At 35.2% G+C, this 17,009-nt stretch carries 15 protein-coding genes; all 15 read left to right on the plus strand.

From position 1 onward, the window contains the following. The 15 genes from BLQ19_RS06135 (at position 1) to BLQ19_RS06205 (ending at position 17,008) form a co-directional block, all read left to right on the plus strand. A complete protein-coding gene (locus BLQ19_RS06135; RefSeq protein ID WP_074537755.1) occupies positions 1-999 on the plus strand; it encodes a vWA domain-containing protein in 999 nt (332 codons plus the stop codon). Positions 1,000-1,030: 31 nt separating this feature from the next. Then, the gene (locus BLQ19_RS06140; protein ID WP_074537756.1) at positions 1,031-2,077 is read left to right on the plus strand and encodes a VWA domain-containing protein; all 1,047 of its coding nucleotides are present in this window, start codon (positions 1,031-1,033) and stop codon (positions 2,075-2,077) included. A 1-nt stretch (position 2,078) separates the two neighbouring features. After that, positions 2,079-2,939, plus strand: a complete 861-nt coding sequence (locus BLQ19_RS06145; RefSeq protein WP_029450540.1) for a tetratricopeptide repeat protein — start codon at positions 2,079-2,081, stop codon at positions 2,937-2,939. Further along, positions 2,939-4,720 (plus strand): BatD family protein, encoded by a 1,782-nt coding sequence (locus tag BLQ19_RS06150; RefSeq protein WP_025616451.1) that lies wholly within the window; start codon positions 2,939-2,941, stop codon positions 4,718-4,720. The genes BLQ19_RS06145 and BLQ19_RS06150 overlap by 1 nt, the downstream gene beginning before the upstream one ends. A 12-nt stretch (positions 4,721-4,732) precedes the next feature. Continuing rightward, positions 4,733-5,491 carry an SH3 domain-containing protein gene (locus BLQ19_RS06155; RefSeq protein WP_074537757.1) on the plus strand — a complete coding sequence of 253 codons (759 nt, stop codon included), beginning with the start codon at positions 4,733-4,735 and terminating at the stop codon, positions 5,489-5,491. 50 nt (positions 5,492-5,541) lie between these two features. Then, on the plus strand, positions 5,542-5,859 hold the full coding sequence (locus BLQ19_RS06160) for a hypothetical protein (protein WP_024482580.1): 318 nt from the start codon (positions 5,542-5,544) through the stop codon (positions 5,857-5,859). Positions 5,860-5,929: 70 nt separating this feature from the next. After that, positions 5,930-7,522 carry a SulP family inorganic anion transporter gene (locus BLQ19_RS06165; RefSeq protein WP_024482579.1) on the plus strand — a complete coding sequence of 531 codons (1,593 nt, stop codon included), beginning with the start codon at positions 5,930-5,932 and terminating at the stop codon, positions 7,520-7,522. 38 nt (positions 7,523-7,560) lie between these two features. Continuing rightward, on the plus strand, positions 7,561-8,187 hold the full coding sequence (locus BLQ19_RS06170; protein WP_024482578.1) for a carbonic anhydrase family protein: 627 nt from the start codon (positions 7,561-7,563) through the stop codon (positions 8,185-8,187). A 96-nt stretch (positions 8,188-8,283) separates the two neighbouring features. Beyond that, positions 8,284-8,910, plus strand: a complete 627-nt coding sequence (locus BLQ19_RS06175) for a carbonic anhydrase (RefSeq protein ID WP_024482577.1) — start codon at positions 8,284-8,286, stop codon at positions 8,908-8,910. Positions 8,911-9,159: 249 nt separating this feature from the next. Then, positions 9,160-10,179, plus strand: coding sequence for a phenylalanine--tRNA ligase subunit alpha (gene pheS, locus BLQ19_RS06180; protein WP_074537758.1), 1,020 nt, complete (start codon positions 9,160-9,162; stop codon positions 10,177-10,179). A 50-nt stretch (positions 10,180-10,229) separates the two neighbouring features. Next, the gene (locus tag BLQ19_RS06185; protein WP_074537759.1) at positions 10,230-10,625 is read left to right on the plus strand and encodes a hypothetical protein; all 396 of its coding nucleotides are present in this window, start codon (positions 10,230-10,232) and stop codon (positions 10,623-10,625) included. A gap of 136 nt (positions 10,626-10,761) precedes the next feature. After that, positions 10,762-11,286, plus strand: a complete 525-nt coding sequence (locus BLQ19_RS06190) for a GbsR/MarR family transcriptional regulator (RefSeq protein WP_024482574.1) — start codon at positions 10,762-10,764, stop codon at positions 11,284-11,286. Positions 11,287-11,293: 7 nt separating this feature from the next. Then, complete coding sequence (locus BLQ19_RS06195; RefSeq protein WP_025616449.1) at positions 11,294-12,427, plus strand: efflux RND transporter periplasmic adaptor subunit; 1,134 nt, start codon at positions 11,294-11,296, stop codon at positions 12,425-12,427. A 22-nt stretch (positions 12,428-12,449) separates the two neighbouring features. Then, entirely contained in the window at positions 12,450-15,587 is a 3,138-nt protein-coding gene (locus BLQ19_RS06200; RefSeq protein ID WP_074537760.1) for an efflux RND transporter permease subunit, read from the plus strand. Positions 15,588-15,592: 5 nt separating this feature from the next. After that, positions 15,593-17,008, plus strand: coding sequence for an efflux transporter outer membrane subunit (locus tag BLQ19_RS06205; RefSeq protein ID WP_074537761.1), 1,416 nt, complete (start codon positions 15,593-15,595; stop codon positions 17,006-17,008). The last annotated feature ends 1 nt before the right edge of the window (position 17,009 follow it).

The following is a 17,009-nucleotide window of genomic DNA, read 5'->3' on the forward strand; positions in this document are numbered from 1 at the left end:
ATGCTTGAGAATATAGAATTTGCTAATCCACAATTTTTTTGGTTGTTTTTACTACTTCCAGTAGCTGTGCTTTGGTATTTTTTTAAGCGTAAACAAGAAACAGCTTCCTTAAAGATTACAACTATAAAAGGGTTTGCTACAGATAGTTTACTACCCAAATTAAAGCCTTTTCTTTTTATACTTCGCTTACTAGCCTTAGCCGCAATTATCGTAGCTATGGCAAGACCACAAACAGAAGATATTTCTACAAAAACAAAAACAACTAAAGGTATAGATATTGTAATGGCTATTGATGTTTCCTCTAGTATGCTTGCTAGAGATTTAAAACCTAACCGTTTGGCATCCTTAAAAAAAGTAGCTGCAGATTTTATCAAAAAAAGACCTAATGACCGTATAGGATTAGTAGTATATGCAGGAGAAAGCTATACTAAAACACCGATAACAAGTGATAAAGGCATTGTTTTAAATGCGCTCAAAGAAATTACCTATGGTAGTTTAGAAGATGGTACAGCTATAGGAATGGGGCTAGCTACTTCTGTAAACAGACTAAAAGAAAGTAAAGCCTTAAGCAAAGTCATCATCCTACTTACCGATGGGATCAATAATTCTGGTTTTATAGAACCACAAACTGCAGCAGAATTAGCGGTAGAATATGACATAAAAACCTATACCATTGGATTAGGTACTAATGGAAACGCATTATCTCCTATCGCCATTAATAGTGACGGGTCTTTTAGATACGGTATGAAACCAGTAGAGATAGATGAAGCATTATTAGAGCAGATAGCAGAAACAACAGGCGGCGCTTATTTTAGAGCCACCAATAATAAAAGTTTAGCATCTATTTACGATGAGATAAACAAATTAGAAAAAACAGAAATAGAAGAGTTTAAATACACACAATTTGAAGAGAAATATAGGCCTTGGTTATTTTTAGCAGGTATATTATTACTCGTAGAGTGGCTGTTAAGACACACCCTATTTAAGAGCTTTATATAAGTGTATATTTTAGCACAACAAGAATTTTAACATGATTCAATTAGAAGAAAAAATATATTTTTATCTGTTGTTCACCATTCCTGTATTGGTGGTGGTTTTTGTGCTTTTACAATTTTGGAAACGTAAAGCACAGAAAAGATTTGGAGATCTTACCTTATTAAAAAGGTTAACACCTTCAAAATCTATATTTAAGTCTACCCTAAAATTAGTGCTATTCTTAGTCGCATTAGCTTTGCTGGTTGTCGGACTTGTAAATCCTAAAATTGGAACCAAATTAGAAACGGTTAAAAGAGAAGGAGTAGATATTGTTTTTGCTCTTGATGTATCTAAAAGTATGTTAGCGGAAGACATTGCTCCAAATAGACTAGAAAAAGGAAAGCGATTGGTATCTGAAATCATCAATCATCTGGGTAGTGATCGAATCGGAATTATAGCCTATGCGGCACAAGCTTACCCACAACTACCTATTACAACCGATTATAGTGCGGCTAAAATGTTCTTGCAAAGTATGAATACCGATATGCTTTCATCTCAAGGAACGGCAATTAATGAAGCTATAGAACTAGCATCTACTTATTATGATGATGAAAACCAAACCAATAGAGTACTTTTCATTATCTCTGACGGGGAAGATCATGCAGAAGGCACCACGGAAGAAGCTGTAGAAAAAGCAACGGAAGAGGGTATTAGAATTTTCACCATCGGCGTAGGTAAAACCAAAGGTGCTCCAATTCCAATCAAAAGAAATGGTATTGTAGAGAGTTTAAAAAAAGATATGAATGGTGACGTAGTAATTACCAAGCTTAATGAAGCTATATTACAAGAAATTGCAGCAGAAGGTAATGGGGAGTATATAAATGGAGATAATACTAGTGAAGCTGTAGAATATATCAAGGAACAACTAAACCAAATGGACAAGAAGGAGTTTGAAGCGAAGCAATTTGCAGAGTATAAAGACCAATTTCAATGGTTTGTTGGCGGCGCTTTCCTATTGCTATTCTTAGATATATTTGTTTTGGATCGAAAAACGAAATGGTTAAGAAAACTAAATTTGTTTAATGAAAATAAAAAAGAGTAACATGAAAAACTTAGTATACCTATTACTTCTTGTTGCCACTTATTCTTTTGGACAAGAAGACAAGGAAGAGAAAGAAAAACTGCGCCTAAAAAACTTACAAGAGTCTGTAAATTATACTTGGGATGCTAATAAAGCATTATCGGAAAAAGATTTTATAAACGCCGAAGCAGAATACCGAAAGGCGATTGCTAAAAGCACAGAAAATAGCTCTGCACCTTATAATTTGGGAAATGCGTATTACTCAAATGAAAGTTTTGGAGAAGCTTTTACGCGCTATAAACAAGCTGGTGAAACAGCCACGAGTAAAGAAGATAAACATAAAGCATACCACAACATGGGGAATGTATTTATGAAAGAAAAGCAATATGAAAAAGCGGTAGAAGCTTACAAGCAAGCACTACGTAATAACCCTACAGACGAAGAAACACGCTACAACCTCGCTTTGGCCCAAGAAATGCTTAAAAAGCAACAGGAAGAAGACAAGAAAAACCAAGATCAAGATAAAGACGATAAAAAAGATCAGGACGAAGACAAAAAGGAAGGCGACAATAAAGACGAGAATCAAGGAGATCAAAAAGACGATAAAAATAAAGACCAGGGAGACGAAGGCGATAAAGGAGACCAAGAAGAAGACAAGAAAGACGGAGAAGGCGATAAAAAAGAAGATGAAAAAAAGGATCCTAGCAAAGGAGATAAGCCTGAAGACAAAAAAGGAGAACAGCAAAAAAGACCAAGTCAACTATCTAAACAGCAAGTACAAAATCTCTTAGAAGCCATGCAGAATGAAGAGAAAAAAGTACAAGAAAAGATGGACGCCCAAAAAGTAAAAGGCGTTAAAACAAGAAACGAAAAAGACTGGTAATGGTATTTACGCTAAAGAAATATATTACGTTACTTACCCTAATGTTCTTAGCTTTTGTAGTAAAAGCTCAAGAAGATGAAGTAACTTTTGAAATGGCTGTAAGCAAAGAAAAGCTTGGCTTAAACGAAAGACTACGCGTAGACTTCACAATGAACCGTGACGGAGATAATTTTAATCCGCCAGATTTTGAAGGCTTCCGCGTCGTGATGGGCCCAGCTCAATCTATTAGAAACTCTTGGGTAAATGGTGTAAGGTCCTACTCAAAAAGTTATTCTTATACATTAATGCCAACGGAGAAAGGAACATTTACCATTGGCCAAGCAAGTATTATTGTAGATGGCAAGGCCTATAAATCACTCACAAAAAAAATAGAAGTAAGTGCTGCTGTTGAAGACCCTAATGCGCCACCCTCTGCAGAATCTATTGCCGATGATAATTTACATTTAGTAGCAGAAGTATCAAAAAGCAATCCTTATCTTAATGAGGCGGTTAGCGTGGTCTACAAACTCTATGTAAGCAATTCTATCCGGGTCACAAACTTTAGACCGATAGATAGCCCCAAATACAATAATTTCTGGAGCCAAGATATGCCAGTACAACAGTACAGCGCGCAGCAAGGAACTTATGAAGGTAAGCCTTATCAATATGTAATTTTAAAACGTATTGTACTCTATCCTCAGAAAACTGGAAAATTAGATATTGAACCTCTTTCTTTAGATGTTTCTGTAGAAGTACCCACAAGCAGACGTGACTTTTTTGGGCGGCCATTGTATACTGCCACAAACAAAACTGTTTCTGCAGGGGGAAGAACACTAAACGTAAAAGAATTGCCACTAGAAGGCAAGCCTGAAAACTTTAGTGGAGCTGTAGGGAAGTTTGATTTCTCTGTCACTACTAGCAAAAAATCGTTAAACGCATCAGAATCTTTACAGGCTTCTGTAAAAGTAAGCGGCTCTGGGAACCTAAAGTTATTTCAATTACCAGAACCAAACTTACCTAGCGCACTAGAGGTCTATGAGCCAGAGTTTGATGAAAGTATCAAAACAACCATTGCGGGAATGCAGGGCAGCGTAAAAAATAATTACACGATTGTACCTAGCTACAAAGGCAAATACCCCATTCCTAGTATTAGCTTTAATTATTTTGATCCCAAAACAGAAAAGTACATCAGTTTAACATCAGAACAAATACTGATAAATGTTATAGAAGGCCCTTCTAACGGATCAGCTTCCAACAACACTGTAAGCGCAACAAACAAACAAGAGGTAGCCAGTACGGGTAATCAATTTCAATTTATTAAACTTAAAACGGAATTAAAACCAAAAGGAAATAGTTATTTCTTTGGCTCTACAGCGTATCTATTATGGCTCCTAGCGCCCTTAATTTTCATTCCTCTAGCCATCCTATTCGGCAAAAAGAGAGAAGCAATACGTGGTGATGTTCAAGGAAACAAAATCAAAAAGGCGAATAAATTGTCTAGAAAATATTTATCGGCAGCAAAGAAAACCTTAGGAAATAAAGAAGCATTTTATGTGGCTCTAGAAAAGGCACTACATAACTACTTGAAAGCGAAGTTAAAAATTGAAACATCAGAATTTAGCAAAGATAAAATTGCCCAACTATTGGCAGAAAAGCAAGTTAGCCAAGCCACATCTGATGGGTTTATTGCCTTGTTAAAGAATTGCGAAATGGCACGGTACAGTCCTTTTTCAAATGTTCAAATGCAACAAGACTACAATGCTGCAAGCGAAGTAATCTCTACAATGGATAAGCAATTATAAAATATATAAAAAGTGAAAAACATACTATTCATATTCATTTTATTCTCAAGTGCTTTGGGTTTTTCACAAGGCACAGCCTTATTTGATGCTGCAAACAAAGCTTATAATGACGGTAAATATGAAGTAGCAGAAAAAACCTATCTGAAAATATTAACTAATGATGAGGCCTCATCTGAGCTCTATTTTAATCTTGGAAATGTTTACTATAAGCAAAACAATATAGCGCCTAGTATCTATTATTATGAGAAAGCGCTGCTTTTAAAACCCAATGATCCTGACATCAAGAATAACCTAGCGTATGCCCAAAACATGACTTTGGATGCAATTACAATATTACCAGAAACGGGACTTAAGAAAATATATAAGAATGCTACCTCTTTCTTTTCTTTTGAACAGTGGGCCTACACCAGCGTTTTTCTAATCTTCCTTTTTGTTATTGCTTACCTCCTATACTATTTCTTAGCCAGCGCTGTTTTAAAAAGAATTTTATTTATAAGTTCTTTGGTGTTTTTATTTGTTGCGATAGCATCAATAGCCTTAGCCTATATAAAATATGAGGAGTTTAAAAATGATAATCCTGCCATTGTTTTTGCAGAAGAGAGTGTCATACAAACCGAACCCAATGCAAGAAGCTCGGAATCATTCAGACTACATGAAGGTACCAAAGTTATGGTACTCGAGACACTTAATGATTGGTATAAAGTAAAGATTGCCGACGGAAAAACAGGATGGATTTCGGCAGAGGACATTAAACTCCTAAAAGATATTTAAACATTTCTTAACAGTTTTTAATAGTAATACTATTATCTTTACTCTTTTCTATGTTACGTATCTCAAAAAATACAATCCAGTTTATCTTGCTCGCTTTTTGGCTTTTTGCCTTAGCGGCTCCTACCATCGTTACTTTTATTGACGATGATTCTTCTGTGCTTGTAAATAACATGAACGAAGAGGAGCAACAAGAACAACACCAATGTAAAAAAATCAACGAAGTAGAAAAATTCATCGCTTCAGATTTTTCTTTCCGACTTTACATTTCTGATCAAAGAAATATTTCTGTCAACGACAGAACCACCTTAAACAATTCATTACATACCGCTAAAATTATACTTCCTCCTCCCGAGGGCGCTACTATTTAATCCTGAGTATTTTTTAGTAGTTTATAAATCTGCCTTTACCAAATCTTAATGAAGGCTTAATTAGTTATGTATGTTTAAAACATTAAAAAACGACTTGCCTGCAAGTGTCGTTGTATTTTTCGTTGCTTTACCTTTATGTTTAGGGATTGCTTTAGCAAGTGGCGCACCATTATTCGCTGGAATAATTTCTGGTATTATTGGAGGTGTTGTCGTAGGAGCTCTGTCTGGCTCTAAAATTGGAGTTAGTGGCCCGGCCGCAGGATTAGCGGCAATAGTATTAACAGCCATCGGTACGCTTGGCGGATATCAAAACTTTTTAGTAGCTGTTGTTATTGGAGGAGTTATCCAAATTATATTTGGTATTTTAAAGGCGGGAGTTATTGGTTATTATTTCCCATCATCTGTAATAAAAGGAATGCTAACTGGTATTGGTATTATTATCATTCTAAAACAAATTCCACACTTTTTTGGTTATGATCCAGATCCAGAAGGAGATTTTTCCTTTTTTCAAGTTGATGGAGAAAATACCTTTTCTGAAATTTTTAAAACAATTAACAATATTAGTCCTGGAGCAACATTAATTGCTATAATAGGTTTAGCTATTCTATTATTATGGGATAAAGTATTCTCCAAAATGGGGAAGTTTTTCCAGATAATTCAGGGCCCTTTGGTTGCTGTAGTTCTTGGCATCTTATATTTCTCTTTAACAAAAGACCATGAAACATTGGCGATCTCTGCGAAGCACTTAGTTAGTGTTCCTATTCCAGAAGATGCAGCATCATTCTTAGCACAATTTAAATTTCCGAATTTTAGCGCTATCACGAATCCAGAAGTTTGGATTACAGGTTTTACAATTGCCTTGGTTGCTAGTTTAGAAACACTACTGTGCGTTGAAGCCACAGATAAACTAGACCCTGATAAAAATGTAACCCCTACCAACCGTGAATTATTAGCACAAGGAACAGGAAACGTAATCTCTGGACTTATTGGTGGTTTACCTATAACACAAGTAATTGTTCGTAGTTCTGCAAACATCCAATCTGGAGGAAAGTCTAAAGTATCTGCAATTATTCATGGTTTATTATTATTAATTTCTGTGATCCTTATCCCAACATTTTTGAATATGATTCCGTTATCTGTATTGGCGTCTATTCTATTTATTGTAGGATTTAAATTAGCAAAACCTTCCTTGTTTTTAAAAATGTATCAATTAGGCTGGAAGCAGTCTATACCATTCTTTGTAACGGTCTTAGGGATTGTTTTTACAGATCTATTGGTAGGAATTGGATTAGGTTTAGCCGTAGGTATCGTAGTGATTCTTTTAAAAAGTTACCAAAACTCTCACTTTCTACATATTGAAGACAATAGTAATGGAAAGCACAAAATTAAAATGACCTTAGCGGAAGAAGTAACCTTCTTTAATAAAGGCGCTATTTTAAAAGAATTGGATAGCTTACCTAAAGACACCTATTTAGAATTAGATCTTTTAAATACACGATATTTGGATAATGATATTATAGAAATCTTAGAAGATTTTTCTATAAAAGCAAAAGAAAGAAATATAGACATTAAATTAGTATCTAAGCGTGGTACTGTGGAAAACCCTACAAGTTATATTGAGTTCTTTAATGAACGACCAAAATCTGACTTAAGTTTAAGCTAGGTCTCCATAAATAATATAATTAATAAAATTAAAAATATATGAAGGCACATACAAGAGAAACGCAATCTACAATGACTCCTCAAAAAGCATTGGATTTTCTAAAAGAAGGAAATCAGCGTTTTCAAAATAATTTAAAAGCAAATCGTAATTTACTGGAGCAAGTAAATGACACAAGTGAAGGGCAATTTCCTTTTGCAACCATTCTTAGCTGTATTGATTCTCGTGTTTCTGCAGAATTAGTATTTGATCAAGGACTAGGAGACGTTTTTAGCATCCGTATTGCTGGGAATTTCGTGAATGAAGATATTCTAGGAAGTATGGAGTTTGCTAGCAAATTGGCAGGAACGAAACTTATAGTTGTTCTTGGTCATACCAGTTGTGGTGCTATCAAAGGAGCATGCGATCATGCAAGAATGGGTAATTTAACGGCTTTAATCAATAAGATAGAGCCCGCTGTAGCCGCTGTTAAAGAACCAAAAGATGAAAGCTTAAGAAATTCTAAAAACCTAGAATTTGTAGATGCGGTTTCTACTGAAAACGTCTTGCAAACTATCAAAAATGTTAGAGACCGAAGTGAAATTTTAGCCGAAATGGAAAAACAAGGCGAAATAAAAATTATTGGCGCTATGTATGATATTTCTACTGGTGCAGTAGATTTTTACTAGAGGCATCAATCTTGTTAAATTAAATAAATGGCTTACCAATTTTGGTAAGTCATTTTACATAATAGCGTATATTAACATCCTATAAATTTGCACCGAATGAATCTTGATTTTGTCTTCGAAAACAATAAAAAATGGGTCAATGAAAAGCTTAGCGAGAATGCTAACTACTTTGATGAAATGGGCAAAGGGCAAAGTCCTGAGTTGCTTTATATTGGTTGCTCTGATAGCCGCGTAAGTGCAGAAGATTTAATGGGCTTAGGTCCTGGCGAAGTATTTGTACATAGAAATATTGCCAATATGGTTATAGGTACAGACCTTAATGCCATGTCTGTCGTAGAGTATGCAGTTATGCACTTGAAAGTAGACCATATTGTCGTTTGTGGTCATTACGGCTGTGGTGGTGTAAAAGCCGCTATGCAATCTGCAGACTTAGGTATTTTAAATCCTTGGCTTAGAAATATAAGAGATGTCTACCGCATTCATAAGAAAGAACTAAATGCTATTGAAAATGAGCATGACAAGTATGAACGCCTAGTAGAATTAAATGTAGAAGAGCAATGCGTGAATCTTATTAAAACAGCAGCAGTACAAAAAGCCTATAGAGATCATGGTTTAAAAGTACATGGCTGGGTGTTTGACATCCACACGGGCAAATTAATCGATTTAAAAATCGATTTCGAAGGAATTCTTGGCAATATTATGGAGATTTACCACTTAGATTAAAACCGTTAAGTATGTAGTTTTAAGAAAATCATCTTACTATAAAATAGGTGAAGGAAAAAACTAAGGATACCGCCGTTTCGTCTTAAGCGAAAGCTATACCCCAGTTCATAAAACCTTTAAGGATTAACTGTTCAATTCATTAAAATAACACCCAAAAAATGTGCAATTTCACGGTTCATTAAAAAAGTTTAAAGCAGTTAGCTGTACTACTCCCATAAAAGTTTTAAATTTGTTGGCTAGTCCATTGTTATGATTGATAAAATAAAAGAACATATTGCTGAAATTGAAAAGTTTACTTCAGACTCTAAAGAGGCTGTAGAAAACTTAAGAATTAAATACCTAGGTAAGAAAGGGCTTTTAAATGATTTCTTTACGGAATTTAAAAATGTTCCTAATGACCAAAAAAAGGAATTTGGACAAACTATCAATCAATTAAAGACAATTGCTACCGAAAAAATTAATAAACTTAAGGAAGCTATTGAAGAAAAAGTAGATGATAATGGCGGGTATGGCGATTTGACACGCCCTGGAGAACCGGTAGAATTAGGTTCAAGACATCCAATATCTATCGTTAAAAATCAAATTATTGATATCTTCTCTAGAATAGGTTTTAACGTTTCTGAAGGTCCAGAAATTGAAGATGACTGGCATAACTTCACCGCATTAAACCTGCCAGAGTATCACCCAGCTCGTGATATGCAAGACACCTTTTTTATCCAAACAAATCCTGATATTTTATTGCGTACGCACACCTCTTCGGTACAGGTACGTTATATGGAAGATAACAAACCACCTATTAGAACTATTTCTCCTGGTAGAGTGTATAGAAACGAAGCTATTTCTGCTCGTTCCCACTGTTTTTTCCATCAAATAGAAGGCTTATATATTGATAAAAATGTATCCTTTGCTGATTTGAAACAAACCTTACAGTTTTTTACTACAGAGCTTTTTGGCAAATCTAAAATTAGATTGAGACCTTCTTATTTTCCATTCACAGAGCCTAGTGCAGAAGTAGATGTGTATTGGGGATTAGAAACAGAAGCAGATTATAGAATTACAAAAGGAACAGGATGGTTAGAAATTGGAGGATGCGGAATGGTAGACCCAAATGTATTGACCAATTGCGGCATAGATCCAAATGAATATTCTGGTTTTGCATTTGGGGTAGGTATAGATCGTATTGCAATGTTACTACATCAAATTACCGATATTCGTTTGCTTAGTGAGAATGATGTTCGTTTTTTAGAACAATTTAAGTCTGCGCTTTAAGCTAGAAATCGAATTATATTTTTAGTGAAAACTTCTAAAGAAAGCTATTCTTGAAAAAAGATATTGATATACCCGTTGTCAAAGATGTTTATGTAGCCATCATCCATGAATGGGATGATGAAATGCTAAATAAAGTATGGAATGCCTATCTCATCAACAGTAAAGATAGCGCCATAGAAATGGCCATTATTGTATCTAGCGGATCTAATAGCACAGATAAAACCGCTACCATAAGACATGGCCTTGGTACTTTGGAGGCTAAATCATTTAAGAAATTTGAGCCCCTGCAAGAAGAAATCTTCGGCTTAGACAATGTTTTCTCTCTTTCCTTCTTTTCCGATAATAAATTATTTGATAAGAAATTCCTCTTCAAAAAAAATACGATACAAACTAAAGCACTCACAACCATCTCTTTAATAGACAAAGAAGGTATACTAGCCGAGTAATTGCTAAAGTTTTCATAAAAAAGCATTTTAGAGTTCTTTAAGTTCGGTTTGTTCCGAACTAATAAATATATTTGCACAGAATTTTACTGTACATGGATTTTTTGTATTCAGAAAGCAGTAGAAAATACAGTCAAAAATGGCAAAAAATATTTGTAAAGAAAAAATGTCTTTAGTTGAAAAACTAGGTGTTCATTTAGAAAATAGAGAGCAGTTGGCACCTGTTGCAGCACGCATACTATCCTATATAATTCTTACGGGTAAAAAAGGGACTACGTTTGAAGACATGGTAACTATCCTTTGTGCTAGTAAAAGCACTATTTCTACACACCTTAATCATCTACAGGACTTAAAAAAAATTGAGTACTTCACAAAAACCGGAGATCGTAAAAAATATTTTATTATTAATGCAGACACCATTATTCAGCATGTTGATAAAATGATAAATGATTGGAAAGAAATACGTGAATTACACTTAGAAATTAAAAACTATAAGGACAATCAAAACAATAAAAGTATTGAAAATGAAGAAGAAAAATTTGATTTAAATTTTCACAACGATTATATAAAATTTATCGATGGGGCTTCTGCTTCTATTGAAGAATTAAGATTAAAATTAATTAAAGTTAAAGACAACAAACAAACAATTCGATATCTAAACTAAGTACAAAATGAGACATAATAAATTATTAACGATACTAGCATTAACCCTACTATTAGTCGTTTCAAGTTGTGGAGACAATGGCGAACAAAAAGCAGCAGCACCAGAGGGCCCTGCCCCATCTTTTCCCGTTGTTACAATGCAAACCAAAACAGTAACCGGGTATCAAGAATATCCAGCAAATATAGAAGGTATAGTTAACAGTGATGTTAGAGCCAAAGTATCTGGCTATATTCAGAAAGTATTAGTAGACGAAGGACAAAAAGTACGTAAAGGTCAAGTGTTATTTAAATTAGAAACACAATCACTTAGTCAAGATGCAGGTGCAGCAAAAGCACGTATCAACGTAGCTCAGGTAGAAGTAAACAAGTTAATTCCTCTGGTAGAGAAAAACATTATTAGCCCTGTACAATTAGAAACCGCTAAAGCAAACTTAGCACAGGCACAAGCAAACTACAGTAGTGTTTCTGCAAGTGTAGGCTATGCTACTATTAAGAGCCCTGTAGATGGCTATGTTGGTTCTATTAACTTTAGAGAAGGCGCTTTAATTAGTCCTGGTGATAGTAAGCCGTTAACCACCGTTAGTGAAATTAGTCAAGTGTATGCTTTTTTTAGTTTCAATGAAGCGCAGTATATAGACCTGTTACAAAGATCTGAAGGAACAACAAAAGCAGAACGTATAAAAAATTCTCCAGACCTAAGCTTAGTTTTAGCCAACGGAAAAATTTATTCTGAAACAGGCCGTATCCAAACAAGTACAGGTCAAATTAATGAAAATACAGGAACCATTAAAATTAGAGCTGCTTTTGATAATCCAAATGAAATTTTAACCAATGGAAACAGTGGTAAAATTAGGTTTCCAATAGAATATAAAGATGCTATTGTACTACCTCAATCATCAACATTCGAACAACAAAAAGATATTGTAGCTTTTATCATAGATAAAGACAACAAAGCAAAATCTACTATTTTAAAAATACAAGGTACCGTTGGTAATTTATATGTGGTAGAATCTGGACTAAAAGCTGGTGATAGACTTATTGTTTCTGGTGTTGGAAAATTAAGAGATGGTATGGCTATTACACCACAAGACACACCATTTGATGAGGCTATTAAACCAATAGAGGTTTTATTTAAGAATTAACAAATTATAAACTTATTTAGTTATGTTAAAAACATTTATTGAAAGACCAGTGCTTTCAACAGTAATCTCTATTATCATCGTAATACTTGGTGTCATCAGTATATCAAGTTTACCTATAGAGGAGTATCCAGATATTGCGCCACCAACCATTAAGGTGACTGCATCTTACGCGGGAGCAAATGCAGAAACCGTTTTAGAGAGTGTAATTATTCCTATCGAAGAACAAATTAATGGTGTAGAAGGTATGAGTTACATTACCTCTACCGCCTCTAACACAGGTACGGCAGAAATTACCGTTTACTTTAATCAAGAAGTAGATGCAGATATAGCCGCAGTTAACGTCCAAAACCGTGTATCTAGAGCAAACGCATTACTACCACAAGAGGTTATACAGACTGGGGTAATAACTCAAAAGCAAGAAACGAGTGCGTTAATGTTTATCTCTATGTATTCTGAAAATGAGAATTACGATGCGACATTCATTCAGAATTACTTAAAAATAAATGTGGTACCTGCCATGCAACGTATTAGTGGTGTAGGAGATGTTAGTTTGTTCTCTCAACAAGATTATGCGATGCGTATTTGGTTGAAACCTGAAAAATTAGCAACGTACGGTTTAATACCTTCAGATATTACTGCAGCTTTAGCTGAGCAAAACTTAGAAGCTGCGGCAGGATCTTTAGGACAGAATAATGGGGAAGCATTCTCCTATACATTAACTTATAGCGGACGTTTCAAAAACGAGCAACAATATGCAGATATTGTTATTAAAGCTTTAGGCAATGGAGAGTTTCTTAGATTGAATGATGTAGCAACTATTGAGTTAGATGCACAATCCTATGCCGCTAATGCGATGAGTATGGGCAATCCAGCTGTATTTATGGGTATTTTTCAAACTAAAGGTTCTAATGCAAGAGAAATTATTGAGAATATTAAAGTTACGCTAGAAGATGTAAAAAAAGACCTACCAGAAGGTTTAGATATTTTTGTGCCTTACGATACTAGTTTGTTTTTAAATGCCTCTATAGAAAAGGTAATTAGTACATTACTAGAAGCGTTCTTATTGGTGTTCTTAGTGGTATTTCTATTCTTACAAGATTTCAGGTCTACATTAATTCCGGCAATTGCTGTACCTGTTTCTATTATAGGTACGTTCTTTTTCTTGAATGTTTTTGGATACTCTATTAACCTTCTAACACTATTTGCGTTAGTCCTTGCCATTGGTATTGTGGTGGATGATGCTATTGTGGTGGTGGAAGCTGTGCATGCCAAATTGGATGAAGGAGAGAAGAGCCCTAAAAAAGCCACCTTAGTTGCCATGAATGAGATATCTGGCGCTATTATTTCTATTACTTTGGTAATGGCAGCGGTATTTATTCCTGTAACATTTATAACAGGTCCTACAGGCGTATTCTATGAGCAATTTGGAGTAACTTTAATTATAGCTATTTTAATATCAGCCGTGAATGCATTGACTTTAAGTCCTGCATTATGTGCATTATTATTAAAAGGGCATAAGGATGACGATGAACTAAAAAGTAAAGGTCCATTAAAACGTTTCTACACGCTTTTTAACCGTGGATTTAACGCTACTATAAACCGATACGGACAATCGCTTCAATTTTTATATAAGAGAAAATGGATTTCACCATTGTTATTAGTGATTGCACTGGCGGGTATTTACTGGGCCTCTCAGACTACACCTACAGGATTTGTACCTAACGAAGATAGAGGTATTATTTTTGCAAATATTGCCTTGCCAGAAGGTGCATCATTAGATAGAACAGATGCAGTTTCCAGAGATTTGTACAGTAAAATAAATGGCATAGAGGGTATTGTGGCCGTAAACTTTATTAAGGGTAGAAGTTTAATTAATGGACAAGGGAGTAATTATGGCTTTGGAATTATCAAATTAGCAGATTGGGCAGACCGTGAAGATGCTGCAACCTCAGTACAAGCCATCACAGGTAAACTATTTGGTGTAGCTGCAGGAATAAAAGAAGCTAATATCATATTCTTCTCACCTCCTAGTATCCGTGGTTTTGGTAACTCGGCAGGTTTTGAGGTGAATTTATTGGATAAGTTTGGTGGAGAATTCAAAGATTTAGATCAAGCGAATAAAGACTTTGCCATGGCTTTAATGAAGCATCCAGAAATAAAATATGCGCAATCTTCTTTCAGTACAAATTACCCACAATACGAAATGGAAGTGAATGTGCCTTTAGCAAAAGAAAAGGGCGTACCTATTAATAGCATTTTCTCTACATTACAAGGGTTTATCGGTGGTATTTATGCTTCAGATTTCTCTAGATTTGGGAAGCAATTTAGAGTGTATATTCAAGCATTACCAGATGACAGAGCAGATGTTGATGATCTAAATAGTATGTATGTACGAACAGATTCTGGTGAGATGACTCCTATTACGCAGTTTGTAAAACTAGAGCGTGTATACGGGCCGCAATCCGTAACCCGTTTTAACCTATTTAATTCTACAGCCATAACTGGTGCTACCAATGATGGGTTTAGTACTGGTGATGCTATTAGAGTTATTGAAGAGGAAGTTGCGAACTTACCAAATAATTACACCATTGCTTATTCTGGGTTAACACGAGAAGAAGTAAGTGCAGGAAGCCAAACGATTTTCATTTTTGGTTTGAGTATTCTCTTTGTATACTTCTTGTTAAGTGCGCAATATGAAAGTTATTTATTACCATTTGCTGTAATTTTATCATTGCCTTTTGGAGTATTTGGCGCCTATATAAGCACCAAATTGTTTGGATTGGAAAACAACATCTATTTCCAGATTTCTTTAATTATGCTTATTGGACTACTCGCCAAAAATGCCATCCTTATTGTCGAAATTGCCTTGCAGAAACGGAAAAGCGGAGAAAGCATTGTTGAAGCTGCTATTGATGGTGCAAAATCTCGTTTACGTCCTATCTTAATGACCTCATTTGCCTTTATTTTAGGATTGATGCCATTAGTATTAGCTAAAGGTGTGGGATCTGAAGGAAATAGATCTATTGGAACAGGGGCCGTGGGAGGATTACTTATAGGAACCCTTTTAGGTGTCTTTGTAATTCCAATATTATTCATATTATTTCAGTGGTTACAGGAAAGAATTTCTAGTAAACCCGAAGTACTAACTATTGAAGAATAAAAATTATGAAAACTACTATAAACCGTAAAAATATAACTAAAACCATGCTCTTAGGTGTGGTTTTAGTAACCCTTCAAGGTTGTTTTGTTGCAAAAGATTACAAACGTCCGGAATTAGCAGAAACTGAAGCACTTTACCGTACCGACAACTTACCTACGGATAGTGTTTCTATGGCCGATGTTTCTTGGAAAACTATGTTCACTGATCCCTATTTGATTGAATATATAGAAGAAGGACTTGAAAACAACATGGATGTCCGTATTGCACTTCAGCAAATGATTGCTGCCCAAGCATATGCGAAGCAAGGTAAAGCTGGTTATTTTCCAACATTAAGTGTTGGAGCCAATTATACCCGTCAAGAATTTTCAGAAAATAGCCAATTTGGATCTTTATTCACGGGAGGTTTAGATACCTATGACGTAACAGCAGATTTGTCATGGGAGGCAGATATCTGGGGAAAAATAAGAAGCAACAGAAGAGCATCACAAGCAGATTATTTACAAAACGTTGCAGGGCATCAAGCCGTAAAAACTCAGCTTATTTCAAGCATTGCAAATACCTATTATAACTTATTAGCCCTCGACGCTCAATTAGAAGTAACCAAGGAAACTATAGCTACAAGAGAAAGTGGTGTGGCCACTATTAAGGCATTAAAAGATGCGGGTCAAGTTACACAAGTTGCCGTAGATCAAAACGTAGCACAATACAATAGTGCCAGAGCATTGCAAGTAGATATTGAAGCTGCTATTTTTAAAGCAGAAAACACCCTTAGTATACTCTTAGGTAAAACACCACAAAAGTTCGAAAGAAGTAGCCTTGATACGCAAAGTATGGATCAAGAAATGAAACTTGGCGTTCCAACAACATTACTGAGAAATAGACCAGACGTTATGGCTGCAGAATATGCTTTAATCAAAGATTTTGAGCTCACAAATGTAGCGAATAGTAGCTTTTATCCATCGCTAACGCTAACCGCTTCTGGTGGCTTGCAAAGTTTAGAGTTAGATAAATTGTTTAATGCCAATTCTTTATTTGCAACAATAGTAAGCGGATTGACACAACCACTTTTAAATCAAAGGAAGTTAAAAACGCAAAAGGAAGTTGCCCTAGCAAATCAAGAAAGCTCTTTATTAAATTTCAAAAAGACGTTATTGGTTGCAGGTAGTGAGGTATCAAATGCGTTATACACCTACAAGGCCGAAACTAAAAAATTCGAATTTAGAAAGAACGAAGTGGAAGCTTTACGTACTGCCGAAGCAAATTCTGAAGAGTTACTTAAAAACGGGTATGCGAATTATTTAGATTTATTAACTGCAAGACAAAGCGCCTTGAGTGCAGAACTTAATATCATAGATAGCAAACTACAACAACTCGTTGCAATTGTAGATTTATATGAAGCTCTTGGTGGTGGATGGAAATAAC

Origin of the sequence: Cellulophaga baltica (genome assembly GCF_900102165.1) — a bacterium.
GTDB lineage: Bacteria > Bacteroidota > Bacteroidia > Flavobacteriales > Flavobacteriaceae > Cellulophaga > Cellulophaga baltica.